The organism is Brevibacillus parabrevis (assembly GCF_022701015.1).
GTDB lineage: Bacteria > Bacillota > Bacilli > Brevibacillales > Brevibacillaceae > Brevibacillus > Brevibacillus parabrevis.
Map to the genome: position 1 here is coordinate 4,829,707 of NZ_CP064090.1, position 17,794 is coordinate 4,847,500.

General features: G+C 53.5%; 15 protein-coding genes and 4 tRNA genes (1 of these 19 cut by a window edge). 5 read left to right on the forward strand and 14 right to left on the reverse strand.

The features are described from left to right. Positions 1–334: 334 nt before the first annotated feature. The 7 genes from IRJ17_RS22165 to IRJ17_RS22195 form a co-directional block, all read right to left on the reverse strand. Positions 335–1,903, reverse strand: a complete 1,569-nt coding sequence (locus IRJ17_RS22165) for an acyl-CoA synthetase (RefSeq protein WP_173595583.1) — start codon at positions 1,901–1,903, stop codon at positions 335–337. 333 nt (positions 1,904–2,236) lie between these two features. Continuing rightward, positions 2,237–2,325: transfer RNA gene (locus IRJ17_RS22170), tRNA-Ser, on the reverse strand. A 74-nt stretch (positions 2,326–2,399) separates the two neighbouring features. After that, the gene (locus IRJ17_RS22175; protein ID WP_173595582.1) at positions 2,400–3,818 is read right to left on the reverse strand and encodes an aldehyde dehydrogenase family protein; all 1,419 of its coding nucleotides are present in this window, start codon (positions 3,816–3,818) and stop codon (positions 2,400–2,402) included. A gap of 166 nt (positions 3,819–3,984) precedes the next feature. After that, a complete protein-coding gene (locus tag IRJ17_RS22180) occupies positions 3,985–5,265 on the reverse strand; it encodes a peptidase (RefSeq protein ID WP_242771941.1) in 1,281 nt (426 codons plus the stop codon). A gap of 54 nt (positions 5,266–5,319) precedes the next feature. Next, a complete protein-coding gene (locus IRJ17_RS22185; RefSeq protein WP_122965636.1) occupies positions 5,320–5,997 on the reverse strand; it encodes a 3-oxoacid CoA-transferase subunit B in 678 nt (225 codons plus the stop codon). Beyond that, complete coding sequence (locus IRJ17_RS22190) at positions 5,979–6,671, reverse strand: 3-oxoacid CoA-transferase subunit A (RefSeq protein ID WP_063227722.1); 693 nt, start codon at positions 6,669–6,671, stop codon at positions 5,979–5,981. The genes IRJ17_RS22185 and IRJ17_RS22190 overlap by 19 nt, the downstream gene beginning before the upstream one ends. A 16-nt stretch (positions 6,672–6,687) precedes the next feature. Beyond that, positions 6,688–8,040, reverse strand: a complete 1,353-nt coding sequence (locus IRJ17_RS22195; protein WP_242771944.1) for an aspartate aminotransferase family protein — start codon at positions 8,038–8,040, stop codon at positions 6,688–6,690. A gap of 149 nt (positions 8,041–8,189) precedes the next feature. Between IRJ17_RS22195 and IRJ17_RS22200 the strand changes: the two genes are divergently transcribed. Beyond that, positions 8,190–9,731, forward strand: coding sequence for a PucR family transcriptional regulator (locus IRJ17_RS22200; RefSeq protein ID WP_242771945.1), 1,542 nt, complete (start codon positions 8,190–8,192; stop codon positions 9,729–9,731). Positions 9,732–9,733: 2 nt separating this feature from the next. Here IRJ17_RS22200 and ablB read toward each other — a convergent pair whose 3' ends face one another. Continuing rightward, positions 9,734–10,582 carry a putative beta-lysine N-acetyltransferase gene (ablB, locus tag IRJ17_RS22205; RefSeq protein ID WP_242771946.1) on the reverse strand — a complete coding sequence of 283 codons (849 nt, stop codon included), beginning with the start codon at positions 10,580–10,582 and terminating at the stop codon, positions 9,734–9,736. Between the two features lie 190 nt (positions 10,583–10,772). Between ablB and IRJ17_RS28365 the strand changes: the two genes are divergently transcribed. Together IRJ17_RS28365 and IRJ17_RS22210 are read left to right on the forward strand one after the other, a co-directional pair. Further along, a complete protein-coding gene (locus tag IRJ17_RS28365; protein WP_122965633.1) occupies positions 10,773–10,859 on the forward strand; it encodes a YjcZ family sporulation protein in 87 nt (28 codons plus the stop codon). A 96-nt stretch (positions 10,860–10,955) separates the two neighbouring features. Continuing rightward, a complete protein-coding gene (locus tag IRJ17_RS22210; RefSeq protein ID WP_122965632.1) occupies positions 10,956–11,687 on the forward strand; it encodes a glycerophosphodiester phosphodiesterase in 732 nt (243 codons plus the stop codon). Between the two features lie 68 nt (positions 11,688–11,755). On the opposite strand, the gene mnmL is transcribed toward IRJ17_RS22210, so the two are convergent. The 3 genes from mnmL to IRJ17_RS22225 all read right to left on the reverse strand — a co-directional run bounded on the left by mnmL (position 11,756) and on the right by IRJ17_RS22225 (position 14,520). Beyond that, positions 11,756–12,730: a tRNA modification radical SAM protein MnmL/YtqA gene (mnmL, locus tag IRJ17_RS22215; RefSeq protein WP_122965631.1), complete on the reverse strand. Its 975-nt coding sequence runs from the start codon at positions 12,728–12,730 to the stop codon at positions 11,756–11,758. Positions 12,731–12,895: 165 nt separating this feature from the next. Continuing rightward, positions 12,896–14,134 carry a glycosyltransferase family 2 protein gene (locus IRJ17_RS22220; protein WP_122965630.1) on the reverse strand — a complete coding sequence of 413 codons (1,239 nt, stop codon included), beginning with the start codon at positions 14,132–14,134 and terminating at the stop codon, positions 12,896–12,898. A 301-nt stretch (positions 14,135–14,435) separates the two neighbouring features. Beyond that, positions 14,436–14,520: transfer RNA gene (locus tag IRJ17_RS22225), tRNA-Leu, on the reverse strand. Between the two features lie 380 nt (positions 14,521–14,900). Between IRJ17_RS22225 and IRJ17_RS22230 the strand changes: the two genes are divergently transcribed. Further along, complete coding sequence (locus IRJ17_RS22230; RefSeq protein WP_122965629.1) at positions 14,901–15,158, forward strand: hypothetical protein; 258 nt, start codon at positions 14,901–14,903, stop codon at positions 15,156–15,158. Positions 15,159–15,285: 127 nt separating this feature from the next. On the opposite strand, the gene IRJ17_RS22235 is transcribed toward IRJ17_RS22230, so the two are convergent. Beyond that, positions 15,286–15,621: a hypothetical protein gene (locus IRJ17_RS22235; protein ID WP_242771947.1), complete on the reverse strand. Its 336-nt coding sequence runs from the start codon at positions 15,619–15,621 to the stop codon at positions 15,286–15,288. An 810-nt stretch (positions 15,622–16,431) separates the two neighbouring features. Between IRJ17_RS22235 and IRJ17_RS22240 the strand changes: the two genes are divergently transcribed. Then, complete coding sequence (locus IRJ17_RS22240; RefSeq protein WP_242771948.1) at positions 16,432–17,169, forward strand: class I SAM-dependent methyltransferase; 738 nt, start codon at positions 16,432–16,434, stop codon at positions 17,167–17,169. 394 nt (positions 17,170–17,563) lie between these two features. Here IRJ17_RS22240 and IRJ17_RS22245 read toward each other — a convergent pair. Next, positions 17,564–17,637, reverse strand: a tRNA-Arg gene (locus tag IRJ17_RS22245). 91 nt (positions 17,638–17,728) lie between these two features. Further along, positions 17,729–17,794 (reverse strand) — tRNA-Cys (locus tag IRJ17_RS22250); it runs 8 nt beyond the window's last position.

Sequence of the window (17,794 nt, forward strand, 5' to 3'; positions counted from 1 at the left end):
TGGAGGGTGGGTCAGCCCCTGCCCTTGCATCGGGACGGGCTTTTGTTTGTAGCACCAGACCAGCTCATGCATCGAGTTAGGCTTTTGTTCACAGGGGCGAACCAGCCCTTGCATCGAGTTAGGCTTTTGTCCACAGGGGCGGACTAGCCCTTGCATCGAGCTAGGCTTTTGTTCGCAGGGGGGACTAGCCCTTGCATCGAGCTAGGCTTTTGTTCACAGGGGCGGACTAGCCCTTGCATCGAGCTAGGCTTTTGTTCGCAGCGGCGAACCAGCCATGTATCGAGCCGGGCTTTTGTCCGCAGTGGCGAACCAGCCCCTACTGCCCCCAAACGACTTACGAAGTCGGCAGCGTGTCGTAGCGCAGACGCAGTTCACGCTTTAATATTTTCCCGCTCGGGTTGCGCGGGAGCGTGTCCGTGATAAAGACATACTTCGGTGCCTTGAACGAGGCGAGGCGCTCTTTGCAAAAGGCGAGCATTTCTTCTTCCGACACAGTCTCGCCTGCCTTTGGCACCACGACTGCCGCCACAGCCTCGATCCAATACGGATGGGGAATGCCGATTACAGCTACTTCCGATACTTTCGGGTGCTGGTAGATCAGCTCCTCGACTTCCCTGCTCGCTACGTTTTCCCCGCCTGATTTGATCATGTCCTTTTTCCGGTCGACGACAGTAATATAGCCTTCTTCATCCATAATCCCCAAGTCGCCGCTGTGGAACCAGCCGCCGAGAAAAGCTGCCTGCGTCTTTTCTTCGTCGCGGAAATAACCGATCATCGCATGGCTCGTTCGATGAACAATCTCGCCAACGCAGCCCCTGGGCACCTCGACGCCATCGTCATCGACAATTTTTGTCTCTACATTGAGCGCAGGTTTGCCAGCCGATCCGGCTTTGCGAATCTGGTCCTTCGGCTGCAATACCGTCGCCAGCGGAGCTACCTCGGTCTGTCCGTAGAAGTTGTAAAATTGCGCATTGGGCAGACGTGTTCCCAGCTCCTTCAACACTTCTACAGGCATGATCGCCGCGCCGTAGTAACATTTTTGCAGCGAAGACAAGTTCCGCGACGAAAACTCGGGAGAGCGGAGCAAGGCAATCCAAACAGTCGGCGGGCAAAAAAGCTGTGTCGCCTGGTGGCTCTCTACGACCTGAAGCATCAAGCCTGGCGTCGCTTGCTCCAAAATAATGCCGGTGCCACCCAGATATACATACGGCCCGAGGAAGCAGTGCAGCTGCGCGCTATGGAACAAAGGAAGCGCGTGCACAGCTACATCATCGTGCGACATATTTCCTTCTATAATCGTGCTGACGTATTCCGAAAGAATGCTGCTGTGCGTCAGCATGACTCCTTTTGGCCTCGATTCCGTGCCGCTCGTGTACAAAATGTGGGCGACATCCTCGTCGGCCAGCTCCAGCTCCGGCTCTTCCGTACTGGCGCCCTCAATCAGCGGGCGAAACGGCACCCACTCTCCTTCCTGCACCGCTGGCCTGGAGATCAGCGACAAAAGCTTGGGCGATAAGTTTGCCGATTCGAGCGCTTCCTTGGCGACCGTGAGAAATTCCGGAGCCACAAAGCAGGCGCTCACCTCTGCATGTCCGAAAATAAAAGCCACATCGTTTGTATGCAGCATGAAGTTGATCGGCACCATAATCAGCCCCGCTTTGGCCAGCGCAAAGTTGAGGATGACAAAGTCCATGGAGTTTCTGGACAGAACCGCCACTCGCTCCCCTTTTTGCAATCCTTTGGCGAGGAAGGTGTGCGCAGCCTGATTGACAAGTTGATCCAACTTCGTGTATGTAAGTACCTCTTCCTCAAATTGCAAGGCAATCTTCTCGGGGTAGCGCAGCCTGCTTCGTCGCAAAATATCGCCAAGCGTATTTCTTCTTACTCGTTGGGCTTCCATCATCACAAACCCTCCCTCACCGTATTCCCCCTTATTATATCTCAATTTTCTGTGTTATGTTTATTTTCTGACTTTTAATAGCAAAAAAAGACGGCAGCTCCCTCTGCATTATTGAAGCTGCCGCAGGCCCCAAGAAACATTCGAGTCCTTGTGTACAGCATATCTTAAAACGGGCCGCTCTTCGATATTGGTTCTTCTGGATTTTGAGGAAAAAAACGGTGTGTGCTGGAATGGGCAGCTTCGGCGTCGGAGCACACGCTTGCATTTTGCTGATATAAAAAAGACCTCTTTAAACGAAAGAGATCTTCGTGTCCTATTCGGGTAATGAAAACATGGTGGCGGAGGGAGCAGGATTCGAACCCGCGTGAGCTTGCACTCTAACGGTTTTCAAGACCGCCCCGTTATGACCACTTCGGTATCCCTCCGCATCAATAGCTGGTTTAACTATAGCACAGCTGCAAGACCGCTTGCAAGCGTCGGCAGAAGCGAACCTACCGCTTTACCGCTTGACGACGACGAGCTTCAACTCGCTCAGTTCCTCGACGGCGCACGCGACACCTTCCCGTCCCAGCCCGCTCTCCTTCACGCCGCCAAACGGCATGTGATCCACCCGGAACGTCGGGATGTCATTGATGATAACCCCGCCCACTCTAAGCTCGTCCGCCGCTTCCAACGCCAGTGACAAATTGTTCGTGTAAACCCCCGCCTGCAAGCCGTACCGCGAATCATTGACCAGCCTGATCGCCTGCTGGACCGACTGTACCGGATTGATCATGACGACAGGCCCGAATACTTCCTCGCGGGCAATCTTTGCCTCCCGCGGCACATGCGTCAGGACGGTCGGCAAAAGCATCCGCCCCATCAGTTCGCCGCCGCAGGCGAGCTTCGCCCCTTGGTCGAGCGCTTCCCCGATCCAGGCAAGCACGCGCTCTGTCTGCTTCGGATGGACCATGGCGGAAAAGTCTGCTTCTTCTTCCAGCGAATCTCCCCCGCGCAACGCCACCGTCTGTTCCACAAAGCGGCGGACAAATTCGTCGTAGATGTCCGTCACGACATAAATTCGTTGCACAGACACACACACTTGACCGGAATAAGCAAAAGCCCCGAACAAGCAGCGCAGAACGACCTCGTCCAGCGGCGTATCGCGGTCGACGATGACCGCAGAATTGGCGCCTAGCTCCAAAATCACTTTTTTCAAGCCCGCCCGATTGCGCACCTCGACTCCCACTTCAGGGCTTCCGGAAAAGGTCACGGCGCGAACTCGCGGGTCGGTAACCAGCTTGTGGCCCACGACCTCTGCGCTGCCTGTGACGACGTTTAACGCTCCTGCCGGGAGTCCAGCCTGCTCTGCCAGCTCAGCGAGAAAAAGCGCACTGATCGGGGTCTGCGAAGCTGGCTTCAATACGACTGTATTGCCAGCAGCGAGCGCAGGCCCGACCTTGTGCGCTATGGAATTGAACGGAAAAGGAAACGGCGTGATCGCGCCCACGACTCCCAAAGGCTCGCGCACCGTGTAAGCGAGACGGCCTTCGCCACCGATAGCAGCGTCCAGCGGAATCGTTTCCCCGTGCAGCCGCTTGGCTTCTTCCGCTGCAAACCTGTACGTCTGCACCGTGCGGATGATTTCGCCGCGCGCTGTCCGAATCGGTTTTCCCGCTTCCAGCGCGACGATCCGGGCAGCTTCCTCCATTCGCTCATCCAACAGGATGGCGATTTTCTCCAGAATGGCTGCACGCTGGTAAGCTGGCATGCGGCGCATGGGGGTTGTAGCTTCTTCGGCCGCTGCAATCGCCCGCTCTACTGCCACAGCATCCGCCTGGGGAATGTGTGCGATCACCTGACCTGTACAAGGCGAATACAACGGGGCATGGTCTGCCATAGGTATCCACTTTCCCCCGATAAAACACGCTCTTCTCATCGCCGTCTCCTCCGTCCCTGACACGATTGGATCTCTCAAAGCCTCTCCCAATCATTCTCCAGAGCAGACGGCGCTTCCTTGTCCTGCGCTCAAACTTTTTCCTTTTTTTCACAATTACCGTCTCAAGTAGCTTAAAAGCGCCCTAGAAAAAGACGCTGCGGCTTCCTTACTGCGCTGGCCCTTCGGCTACCCCGCACCAGTCGAGCAGAGTCAAAGCAAAAATTTCCGCGCAGCGGAAGACGTCATCCAAAACGATGTACTCGTCCCGATAGTGCGCTACTTGTGTAACGCCAGGTCCCACGACGATAGCAGGCGTATCGGCCAAAGCCGTCAACAAGCCGCCGTCTGTTCCCCACGGAGATGCTTCCACAATGGCACGCTCGCCCGTCACGGCCGCAAACTTGTCCTGCAAAATGTCCATGAGCGGATGATCCTGTGCGACATCCCCCGGCACCCAGCGCGCGCCGTACCATTCCAGCTCGACTGGCTGCTCCGCAAACCACGGATCGACTTCTGCCAGACGCTGCAAAGCCGCTTCCATTTCTGCCTTGGCATCCTCCATCTGCTCGCCGGGAGCGACTCCCATCCTGCCTTCCAGCTTGACGAGATCCGCGACAGACGACGGCCATTTTCCGCCTTCGATGACCCCGATGTTGATCGGTATCGGAATCGGCAGCTTGGCGTACAGCGGATCATCGAGACGGTCGTTGCGCTCTTTTTCCAGACGGCCAATCGCTTGCACGACGAGCATGCTTTTCTCGATGGCACTGACTCCTTCGTAGCGGGTGCCGCCATGGGCAGAGCGTCCCTTGACCGTCAGACGGAACCACATCGAGCCTTGCTGTTTCGGAAAAATTTTCATGTTGGTCGGCTCAGGGATCAGCGCAGCATCTGCCTTGTAGCCGCGCAGGATGGTGGCAAGCGTTCCGGCTCCGCCGCTTTCTTCCTCCACCACGCTTTGGAAAATGACGTCTCCCTTCAGGCTGACACCGAGCTTTTGCAGGACGGAAATAGCCAAGAGCGACGACAGGTTTCCGCCCTTCATGTCGGTTGCGCCCCTGCCGTACAGTTTGCCGTCCTCCACTTTTCCGCTGAACGGATCATCGCTCCACTGGGCGTAATCGCCAGCGGGAACGACATCGACGTGCCCGTTCAAAATGAGCGAGCGGCCATTCCCCGCGCCTTTCCAGACGCCGACGACGTTCGGACTGCCTTCAAACGTTTGCCGGGGGGAGACGAAGTACGGATGCGAAACCAGCTCTTCCCCTTCCATGACCCACAAGTCGACACTCAGGCCCATCTCCGCCAAATGATCGGCGATGCTTTTCTGAATCGCTTCCTCTGCTCCTTGCACGCTCGGGCTTTGCACCCACTCTTGCAGCAGCTTGACAGAAGCTTCCCGATCCTTTTCCAACTGCTCTCGTATCAGCGCTTGCCAGTTAGCCATGTTCTTCCTCCGTTTCTTGGGTTCGTCCTTTGCCTTTTGTCTTTTGCTTATTGCCTAGCGGAATACGCCTACTTCGCCCTCTATCTTCAGTTCCGCTTCGGTGGCGCCGATGACATCCGCCACACTGTACGGATACATGACCTCGCGCAAATACAAGCCATCTGGCGTAACTTCCATGACAGCCATGTCCGTGATGATCCAGTCTGCCGCCTGAGTGGCAGTGAGCGGAAGCGAGCATTCTCGGACGATTTTGGAACGGCCATTTTTATCGAGATGCGTAGTCACGACCATCACTTTCTTCGCTTTTTGAGCCAGCTCCATCGCCCCGCCCATACCCGGCACGCGCTTGCCCGGCACAATCCAGTTGGCAATATCGCCGTTTTGGCTGACCTCCAGCACTCCGAGGATGGTCATATCCAACAAGCCCCGGCGGATGATCGCAAATGCCGTTGCGCTGTCGAAAAAGGACGCCCCTGTCGCCAAGGTGACGGGAAAGCCGCCTGCATTGCACAGCATCGCGTTTTCTTCCCCTTTTGCCGGACTTGGCCCGGTTCCGAGGATGCCGTTCTCGGCGTGGAACATCACCCGTTTGTCCGCGGGAATGAAATCGGCCACCAGCGTAGGGATGCCGATTCCCAAGTTGATAATCATTCCGTCCTCGACTTCCAGGGCCGCCCTGCGTGCGATTCGCTCACGGTAGCTCTCGGTCTCTTTTACTTCTCCCACGCCCATTGCCAGTTCACCCCTTCACTTTGCACGATGTAATTGACGAACACGCCCGGCGTCACGATTTCTTCCGGGTTCAGCTCGCCAACCTCGACGATCTCGTCCGCTTCGACAATGGTGATGTCTCCTGCCATCGCCACAAGCGGATTGAAGTTGCGCGCGCTCGTATCGTAAACCAGATTGCCGAAGCGATCCGCTTTTTTGGCATGGACGATCGCCACTTCCGCTGTCAAAGGCGTCTCCAGCAAAAATTCCTTGCCATCGAGCACGACCTTTTGCTTGCCTTTTTCTGCAATCGTGCCGATGCCAACGTCGGACAAAATGCCTCCCAAACCGACGCCGCCTGCCCGTACACGCTCCGCGAGAATGCCTTGAGGGCAAAACTCGACCTCAAGCTCTCCGGCCGTCATTTGCGCCCCTGCGTTCGGATTGGAGCCGATGTGGGACGCGATGACTTTTTTGACCCGCTTTTCCGTCACGAGCTTGCCGATCCCGATGTGTGGAAACGCGGTATCGTTGCTGATCAGCGTCAAATCGCGCACACCCAAATCCAAAATGCCCTGGATCAGTGTGGGCGGATTGCCCACACCTCCAAAGCCTCCTGCCAGAAGCGTCATCCCGTCGCGGAAATGGGACAGCGCCTCCTGCATGGTCACTACTTTATCAAAACGGTTCGTCATCGATAGCCCCTCCACTCTAGTTGATCAGCGCCTTGTCTTTCAGCTCCTGCGATACGCTGACAATCGCCTCTTTCAGGAGGCCGATCAGTTCGTCGATCTCTGCTTTTGTAATCGTCAGTGGAGGAGAGACAATGATGGAGTCACCTGCCACCCCGTCGATTCCACCCATGGCCGGATAAATGAGCAGCCCTTTTTCGAACCCTTTTGCAATTACCTTGCTTGCCACCCCTTGGGAGAGCGGGAACGGTTCTTTTGTTTGCTTGTCTTTGACAAATTCCAGACCGCACAGCAATCCCAGACCGCGCGCCTCGCCGATCAGCGGCAGTTCATCCGCCAACTCCTGCAGACGTGCCAGCAAGTAAGCGCCTTGCTCGGCTGCTTTGTCAAACAACTGATTTTTTTCGACATATCGCAAAACAGCCAGGGAGACAGCGGCGGACTGCGGATTTGCACTGTACGTGTGTCCAGCCATGATCAGACCGCTTCCTTGGCTAATCGTCTCGATGATCTCATCCGACACCATCGTCGCTGCCATCGGCGTGTAGCCTGCGCTCATGCCTTTGCCCAAAGTCATCAGGTCAGGCACGACGCCCCAGTGATCGATCCCGAACGCTTTCCCTGTGCGCCCTACTCCCGTCATCACCTCGTCGGCGATGAACAGCACTTCATACTTGTCGCAAATTTCCCGAATGCGCTGGAAGTAGCCATCTGGCGGCACGACTGCACCGCCGGATGCGCCAATGACTGGCTCAGCGATGAAGGCCGCGACTTGCTCCGCACCGATTCGCAAAATGGCGCGTTCCAGCTCGTTCGCACATTCCAAGGCGTATGTCTCAAGCGACATTCCTTCAGGTCTGCGGTACGGATACGGGCCAGTGATCGTCGGATAGTCCTCCAAAAGCGGGGCAAAACGTTTGCGGCGCAATACGTGACCCGACATGGACAGCGCGCCCATCGTGATGCCGTGATAGCTCATCCAGCGGGAAATGATCCGATTTTTCGTCGGCTTGCCTTTTTCCTGCCAGTACTGGATCGCGATCTTTTGCGCTGTTTCGGTCGCTTCCGAGCCGCTGCTGACGAAAAACGTCCAGTTCAGCGAACCAGGCGCCCACTCAGCCAGCTTGGCTCCCAGCTCCTCTACGGCATCGCTGCTGAAATGCGAGCGGTACGCAAAAGATACTTCTTTTGCCTGCTGATACATCGCGTCGGCTATTTCCTCCACGCCGTGACCGATGCTCGCCGTGACAGCGCCACCGCAGCCATCGATATAACGCTTGCCGTCTTTATCGTATAAATAAATGCCTTTTCCATGAGAAATGAACGGATATGTCTTGCCCAGTTCCGGTTTAATTACATAGCTTCTGCTCATAATCGTCGCCACCTCGCTTATTCTCTACCTCTATCCTAGCTGACCAGCCCGTTTCATCCATCCGACGCGCTGGCAAAAAAAACGTGGCAAAGAGACAAAATCTTTTGTACATTTTGTATAAAGAACTTCGCAACACGGAGGTGTACCTCATGACAATTACGATCAGAGAGGCTCTGCAACTGCCCGACATGGTTCAGACGCGTCTGATCGCAGGTGCTGGCGGGCTGGACAATCCGATCCGCTGGGTGACGATCGTGGAAGTGCTGGAGGATGCCAGCCGTCTGCAAGAAGGGGAATTTTTGATTACAACCGGATTTGGGCTGATGGAAAATGTCGAGCGGCTCAGTTCATTCATCCCGATGTTAGCCAGGCAAAAGCTCAGCGGAGTCGCTATTCATACCGGATTTTACATGCGGGAAATTCCCGGAAGCTTTCTCGAACTGGCGGACCGCCATCAGTTGCCGCTCATCGAAATCCCGACCGAAATCAACTTCTCGACGATTACCAAAGCGATTTTGCAGCCGATCGTCAATCGGCAGTTTGAGACATTGGCCTACTCGCAAGCCATTCACAACCGGATGATTGAAGCAGCCCTGTCCAAAGGCGGGCTGCCAGCGATCGCAGGCGAGCTTGCTGAGCTTACGGGCGGTGCGGTGACGCTTCTCGACGCCCTCGGGTTTGAAGTGACCCAGCACGGCTGCAAGGCGGAGCCGTACACGGAAGAAGGCAAGGAGCATGTGCATTCGGTGCCGATCCGGGCCAGCCGCGAGCATTTTGGCACGCTCAGCCTGAGCAAGCCGCGGGAATCGTGGAAAGAGCTTGACGACGTAGCGCTCCAGCACGCAGCCACCTTGTGTGCGCTGGAATATGTAAAAGAACGCGCTGTTTCAGCGACGGAGTGGCGGTTGAAAGGGGATTTCGTCGAGGAGCTGCTGAACGGAAAGCCAATGAGTCCGCAAGACCTGGAAAGCCGCTGTCGCATGCTCGGCTATCCGCTCTCCGGCAAGCACCTCGTGGTCGCGGTCAAAGTCGAGACGGTCGAGCACAACAGGCTCGCGGAGCTGCATCAAAGCGTCATTACTCTAATGCGCAGACTGTGCGACCGCCATCAACGTTCGTACCTTTTGCGGGAGCGCCCGCACTGTCTTTTGTTCATTTTGCCCGACGACCGGACGAGCTTGCAGTTGCTCGAACAATTTGCAGCCAGGTGGGAAGGGCTGCACTCTGCCACCACCCTGCAAGTGGCGATCAGCAATCCCCGCGATTTGCTGACAAATGTTTCCTCGGCCGCAGAAGAAGCGATGTTCGCGCTGCAAGCGTATCCTTTGCTCGCTACCGCTCCCGATTTGCTGCGTTACCGGGACATGCAGGGCTATCAGTTTCTGTTTCCTTACCACCGGGACGAGCACAGCATGACGGCATTGTGGAAGCCGATTCTGGAACCGCTGATCCGCTACGACAGCAAGTACAATCAACAGCTGCTCGAAACATTGGAAGTGTACCTGGCCCAAAACGGAAACGGCCTGCAAACCTCCCAAGCGTTATATATTCATCGGCATACGCTGAAATACCGCTTGACCCAGATTGAAGAAAAAACAGGCTACCGCCTGGAGGACGCGCATCAGCGCTGGCAGCTTCAGCTGGCACTTATGGCCCGCCGACTGCAACAGCAGCTTTCCTCACAAGAGTAGCCTTATTCATCGCGCGTGGGCCGAAGTGGCTTCACCCAGATGTTCATGTCTTCGAATCCGGAAAAAATCGTACAGTTGTTGATCAGCCGCCCCCGGTATTCGTAGCCCATTTTGGCGGCTGTTACGTTCATGCCCGCCGATTGGGCCCGCGTCAACGTGTACAAATAGTAAATCCCTGCTTCCTCCATCTTGTGTTCCAACGCGTGGAACAACGGCTGGAGGAGCCCTTTTCCGGCGTGATCCGGATGAGTGGCACAATCGGTCATCTCTGCCGATCCCATGCGCTCTGACACCTCCGCAGACGCCGCACAGGCGATTTGCCCGTCCCGCTCGACTACGAAGTACACGGTGCCCTCCTGCATCGTTTTTTGAATGTACGCGGGATCATCCATCGGCGTAGGATACGTCGCGAAAACGAGGCCGTACAGCTTCGCCAGCTCCTCTGCGTCCGCTTCTGTTGCCGGGCGCATGCGATATCCTTCCGGGAGCGGCTTTTCTTCGCCTGGTCCCGCTTTCGCCAGACTCAGCGCCAAAATTTCCTCGGCCAGCTCGGGAGCAGCAGATGTCGCCCGTTCCTCCGTGAGATAAGCCGTGAGCATGTAAGCGTTTTGCCCCTGGAAAAAACCGTCGATGATTCCCTCCTGGCGATATCCCCGCGCAAGCCATTCCCCAACGTCCTGCTTTTTTCCATAGACGATCAGCTTGGTCGCCGCAGACTTTGTTCCAACCTGCTTGAGCAGTTCGTCATACTCGCTGATGCGCGTCCGATCGTACTCGTGCAGTTTGACCCTGCGATTTTGCTGATCGTCCACCAAATCACCCGTGGCGAGCATTTCCTCGATCTGTATCATGAAGCCTTCCCTCCCCTGTTTGCCTTGTGACTCCATTGTAGCAAAATGCACCTTCCCGTCATCTGCCAATCTGTATAAAAAGTGGGCTGCCAAGCACAAATCTCAGGCGAGTAGGCATTCGATGAGCGCCATTTTCCCTATACGTTCATAAGATGAAGGAGTTGCTCCATCTGGGAAGGAGGGGGTATTCATGAGCTGCAGCAGCGGAAACAACGATTTCGCCCTTGTTTTGGTTTTGTTCGTTCTTCTCGTGATTGTTCTCGTCGCCATCTCATAGGTACTCGTATGTGCCCCTCTTGATAGGCAGTATCGAGGGGCCACTTACATATGCATGTAATAAGCTATGTAACGTCTGAGAAGGGAGGAAGCCCCCGTGTCCACACTTGTGTTCGCGCATCGCGGCGCTTCCGGCCTGCATCCGGAAAACACGATGGAAGCGTTCCACGCTGCTGTCCGCAAGCGCGCGGACGGAATCGAGCTGGACGTTCAGCTAAGCCGCGACGACAAGCTCGTCGTCATTCACGACCATCGACTCGAACGGACCACGAACGGCTCCGGTCTGGTGCGCGGCTACACGATGCGCGAGCTTCGTCAGCTGCGCGCCGACAAGGACAGCTCCATGCGTGTTCCCAAAGCCCGGATTCCAGTCCTGCGCGAGGTATTTCAAACCTTTTCCGATACATCGTTGCACTTCATCATCGAGTTGAAAAATTTCTTTTTGGCCCAGCCCCAGCTTGAGGAAAAGGTCATCGAGCTGATCAGGCGCTACCAGCTCACAGAGCGGACGATCATCTCCACCTTCAACTTCGACAGCTTGCTGCGCATCAAAGAACTGGACCCTGCCCAGACAACCGGACTGCTCTATGTCGGCCCGATTGCAAAACCGTGGGCAGTCGCCAGCCAGTATCGCTGCGAGCAGCTGCATGTGCCGTACGATCAGCTGACACCCGAGCTGGTGCGGCAAGCCAAGCAGCGCAATCTGACCGTCTACGGCTGGACAGTGAACAGCAGTCGGCAAATCCAGAATGCCATCGAATACGGCGTGGACGGAATCATTACGAATTACCCTGGCCGCGCAAGAAAAATCATCGAGGCGGATGCGTAACGTCAAAAAGGGAGCCTTTTTCCGGCTCCCTCTTTTTATACAGTTGATCGAGCCGTTTGAGCGGCTTTTCAGGCGCGCGGAACATAAAACTTCCCTTGCCAGCTGTTTCTGTTTTGCAACTCGGCATGGATGCCGTTGAGCACTTCCCACTTTTTGCGGCTCCACATCGGCCCGATCAACAAGTCTTTTGGCCCGTCTCCGGTGACCCGGTGCACGATCATCTCGGGCGGTAAAATTTCCAGCGTATCTACGACAAGCTTGATGTACTCTTCCAGGGAAAGAAACTCAAGCAGCCCTGCCTCGTACTGTTTGACCATCGGCGTCTTGCGCAAAAGGTGCAGCAGGTGAATTTTGATCCCCTGCACATCCAGGTGGGCAACCGCATCGGCCGTCTGCATCATCTGCTCGTGCGTTTCGCCTGGCAACCCGTAAATGATATGAGAACAGACGCGAATATTGTGCTTGCGCAGTCTTTCCACCGCATCGACATAGCAGGCGTAGTCGTGCGCCCGGTTGATGAGCTGCGCCGTATGCTCGTGAACCGTTTGCAGCCCAAGCTCGACCCACAAGTACGTCCGCTCGTTCAGCTCAGCCAGGTATTCGACGACATCGTCCGGGAGGCAGTCGGGACGCGTGGCGACGGACAAGCCGACTACGCCTTCCTGCCTGAGAATGACTTCGTACATCTCGCGCAGCTCGTGAACAGGTGCGTACGTGTTCGTGTACGCCTGGAAAAAGCCGAGGTATTTTGCCTGCGGCCACTTTTCGTGCATCCGGCCTTTCACGTCGTGAAACTGCCGCTCCAGATCCATCCGCCGATCGCCAGCGAAATCCCCCGAGCCACGAGCGCTGCAAAACGTACAGCCGCCTGTCGCCACCTTGCCATCCCGGTTTGGACAACTGAATCCCCCGTCCAGCGGCACCTTGAAAATCTTTTCGTGAAACGTCGAGCGCAAATGATAGTTCCATGTATGGTAACGCTTATCTCCCCAAAACACGGGAGTAGTTTGTTCGCATTGTTGTGGTTGTAGTGCCAGCTTCATCACCGCTTTTCCTCCTCGTGGCACAGCCAAAAGCCCTGTGCCCTGCTCCCACGGCTCTTGCTCTCATACGCGTGATCGCGTCATTATACCAGATCAGCGCCCTTTTTCGCTACTTTCCCATAAGAAAACCACAGGTCCGATGTCCCTGTGGTTTGTTTGACAATCCTATTGCTGGATCTCCTCGATGCGAATGGCGCGCGTGTGGGACGTATGGCTCCACACTTGATTTTTCTTGGTGAAAAACGCGTAAAACATGATCGGAAGCCAGGTCAGGAAAAAGAACGGCAACAACAGCAGTCCCAAATATCCTTTGAGCGGCACCTTTTCCAGATAGAGCGCCAGCACTGGCAGCAAATAAAACACAGCGGTAGAGCCGTACACCAGCCAAGTTGGCAGGATCGTCGCAGCCGGCGTCAGAGCCGCAATGTCAAAAAATCTGCCCAGGAACAGCAAGGACATCATGGTCACCATCAACACGTACATCGGCTGGAACAGGTAGAACGCTGCGTCGAGCATTCCCAGCTTTCTCGACTTCAAGCCATTCTTCAGTACGCTTCCGATGTAACGCCCTGCTACATCATAGTGACCTTGCATCCAGCGCAAACGTTGGCGCATGGAAGCTTTCAAATCAATCGGTTTTTCATCCCATACCTTCGTGTCGTGAGCCCAGGTTGGATAAATGCCGCGTTCAATACAGCGGGTAGCAAACTCCAGGTCTTCCGTGAGACTTGTCGCACCCCAGCCCATTTCTTTGAGCAAGTTGCTCTCGATGCACAAGCCTGTTCCGCCCAATGTGTTTGGCAGACCGAGGTTGTGACGGGCCAGTTGCCACATGCGGTTCGTAAACCAGTACGTCACCGCATAAGACAGGGTAATCCAGGAGTCAAACGGGTTTTTCGAATCGAGATAGCCCTGGATCACGCGTGCGCCTTTGACCAGACGGTCGTTCATCACGCGCAGGAAGTTCTTTTCAACCAGGTTGTCGGCGTCAAACATGACGACTGCATCATACTGCTTCGGTCTAGCCCAGAGGTTTTCCAGCATCCACTCAATCCCGTAGCCTTTTCCGCGCTTGGACGTGTCAAAACGCTCGCACGCGATGGCTCCGTGTGCCCGACTGATCTCAGCTGTGTTGTCCGAACAGTTGTCGCAAATGACGAAGATGTCGTACATTTCACGCGGGTAGTCGAGCTTTTTCAGGTTTTCAATCAGTGGCGCGATTACGGCACTTTCGTTATGCGCCGCAACCAGTACAGCAAAAGTCTTTTGTGGCTCGCTTGTCACCTGCTCCTTTTTGCGGAACAGACCTGCGCAAGAAACCAGTGTTTGGTACGTGCTGATCACACCTACCGTTGAAGTGAATCCGATGAATAATCCCTCAATGATCTCTCTAATTACACTCATGGGTTCTTCTCCTCGACCTAAATCAAATTGGGTCTGATCCGATTTAGGTAGTGTTGTTTTTCCAACATTTCTCTATTGTAATTCTCCCAATTGGGAGTGTACATCAAAAGCGTTTCAAGATCAATGACCCAAAAGTGGGAAAAACGAAGGCACTGCTATCACCTTTCCCACCTTTTTCTCTTTCTATTCGACAAGCCTTGGACATGAGCAGAAAAAAAAGCCCTTGTCGAAAAGGCTTGATATATTTCGAAAACGCAACGGCTCATTTCAGCTCGAAAATAGCCTCAGTCTGGTATCACGATGGTGCGGTCGGCGAGACTCGAACTCGCACGGGTCGCCCCGCCACCCCCTCAAGATGGTGTGTCTGCCAATTCCACCACGACCGCCTGTTTCCTTGATAATCGCGGACTTCCTTGCCAAAATTCCTGCCGCGAAATCATGTTTTTGAGTATACACAATCGAAATTTAGAAGTCAATAGCGTTTTTCTCCATCCAGAGCGCCTATTTTCGTTGCTAATCATTGGAATATTTTTGTGGCATGTTTCTGCTTTAAGCCATTGTCGGTTGAAAGCGTGTTTTGTCTCTTCTTCTAGAAAATGCGGCGATCGTGTTGATGGAAAATTTCAAGGTTTCGTCACCATAACCGATCAACTGCGACTCCATATTTTTTGGTTTTCTTACATATTTCATGGCGAATCAGACAAATTATTACCAGTAGTAGAAACCCATCGTTCTCAAAAAAATTTTTCGTTATTGGGGGAAACCGATGATTCCCGAAAATATCAAACAGTTGCTCCACGATATTCGGCTAATTGGTGGCGGTATGAAGCAGTACGAGCATCCCGATGATTGGCAGCTGATCCGCAATCTGGTTGGCGAGCAGCTGGAAGTTGATTTGAGCGATGCCACCCCAGACTATTGGGAAAAGCTTCATGCCTCACTGGAGAACGAGAAAGCGATTGCATTAGAAAAAGCTGAGCGGCGCTACTTCCACGGTCTCTACTACTACAATCCTTTTATTTGACCACGAGCAGTTCGTGGTCTTCCTTTCTTCGTGCTTTGTTTGTGCTCTGCTTGCGCTCGTCTTTGTCTTCCGTGTCGCGCTCTGATCAGTTCTGCGCCCTGTTCTGTTCTTTCTTCTGCTCTCTGTTCTAGCCGTTCTCTTCCTGCTGTCTCTTTTGTGCTCCGTCCTGCTCTCTCTTCTGTACTCTGTCCGGCGTTCTCTTCCTGCTCTCTCTTCTGTGCTCTGTCCGGCGTTCTCTGCCTGCTCTCTTTTCTGTCCTCTGTCCTGCATTCTCTGCCTGCTCTCTTTTCTGTCCTCTGTCTTGCGTTCTCTGCCTGCTCTCTTCTGTGCTCTGTCCTGCGTTCTCTGCCTGCTCTCTTCTGTACTCGTCCTGCGTTCTCTGCCTGCTCTCTTCTGTGCTCTGTCCTGCGTTCTCTGCCTGCTCTCTTCTGTACTCGTCCTGCGTTCTCTTCCGATAGATCACGTATCGGCGTTGCAGCAAGGTATCTTATTTGACCACGTGCTGCTGTGCCCCTTTTCGTCAGCCTCGTGTTCGCACCTGTCTTTTTGCAAACAAACCATTGCTAACTGTCCTGTCCTCAAATTTGCCCCTCAAGAAAAGAACATCCCGTGAAAACATTCTTGTAAAAATGAGTATCTTTTTTCTCCCCTAAACGTTACATAGAGTGGAGAGTGAAATTAACAGGAAACTCCTTGCAAAGAATATGCTCGTTATCGAAAAGCTTCCTTATTATATGTACGTCAATTTTAGTCATTTTTTGTCGATAAAATGGCTCTTGTTTTTGTTGCTCTTGTAACGCCCTTCCTGCTCCTGTGATCTCTGCTGTAAAAAAGCAGGACTTTATTTGACTTGCAAGCAATCATTCTTAGCCTTTGCAAAGCCATAAACGCTGCATGACCAACAGGAACGCCCTCCCCCGGTTCTCGCATCCATGCGGTGCACAAGACACACTGCCGGGCCGGTGTCGATCCCTTCACAGCCTTTTACTCCCTAACCTAGAACCGTTTTCGCATCTGTGAATGCTGTTCTGTTCTATCCTGTTTTTGCAGTCGTGAGTTTTAGAAGCTCAAAAATATCTGCTGAACAAACAAGTACCTCATACAAACTTAACTAATCAGTTTGAGTCTGTAGCAGGTATTTTCAATAAGTGACGTCTCGGGAGAAATTGTACTCTCGACCGCCAGCTTATGCATTTTTATTATTCCTTCAGAACAAATCAGACAAGCATTATCTTGCATTCGTCAACATGTAACGTCATGAGAGGAGAAATAGATGGCATTTCATAACGCTGAAGAGTATGTTGATCCGAAAAACTACGACGCTGAATTTGGTAAAGAGTGGGAGAAATACGAGTTGTTTCTGCAGGAAGCAAAGCCGTGTCAACATGTGCTTGAGCTTGCCTGTGGAACGGGATTAACGACGTTGTACCTCGCTGAACGAGGTGTACATATTGACGGGGTAGACATTTTACCGAATATGATACAGTATGCCAAACAGAAAAACACAAACGAAAATGCCCGGTTTTATGTTGGGGATGCCATGACCTTTCCCTCGGCGATTGCCTATGATTTTGTATATTTGACGGGTAATGCGTTCCAAGCGTTTTTAACTCGTGACGCTCAAAATTCGCTGCTGGAAAATGTGAACAAGCTACTCAAGGCAGGCGGGAAATCTATTTTTGAGACGCGCAACCCAAGTGGCCATGATCTTACAGACTGTGATTATGAATATTGGCATACATTTCAGGATTATGAGGGGAATCCTGTAGAAGTGGGCGGGAAACAGAAATATAACCCTGATACGAATATAATGAAATGGACGACGATTCGTAAATTCCAAGGCTATGAGCGGGAATCAGAGATTTTATGTTTGTTTACTGAGCCTGAATCGATTCGCAAATTGTTAAGCGAACATGGATTTGATATTCAAAGTGAATATAGCAACTGGAATCGATCACCGTTTACTGGCAAGAATGAACTGATTATATTCGTTGCAAGAAAACAGCTATGACCGTATCGGCGCAAACCAAACCTGGTATGAGTGTAAGGGATAGTCGCTCAGCGCCCTCCATGCTGAGTCATACTGCAGTTGGACTGAAATACGCAGTTTCTCTCCTTTTCATGCGTGCAGCCAAGCTTGCTATAACGCCTGTCTATAACGTTGACTCACGCGCTAAAAGGCAGATATGTATCCATCAAGGCAATGCTCGCAGCACATCGTACGTCCCCACCTACTTGCTTTTTATTCGAAAACACCACTAGCTATGTGCCAGTGGTATTTTCCTGCTTTTACCGGTGAAATGAGAGCTTGATCTGTAGCCAGCGCCTTGCTCCATGCCAAGCTATGTACCTTCATACAACAAAAAAGCCGCCAGCTATAGCGACTTCAAATACTTTAAAACTAACGTCCTGAGAGGGATTCGAACCCCCGACCGTGCGCTTAGAAGGCGCATGCTCTATCCTGCTGAGCTATCAGGACACATTAAAAGAATGTTCCAGCAGGTGGTTTCCATACGAGTACCTACACTTAGAAGACATTGCTCTATCCTGCTGAGCTACTGGGACAACTATGGAGGGAGTACCCGGATTTGAACCGGGGGTGAGGGTTTTGCAGACCCGTGCCTTACCACTTGGCT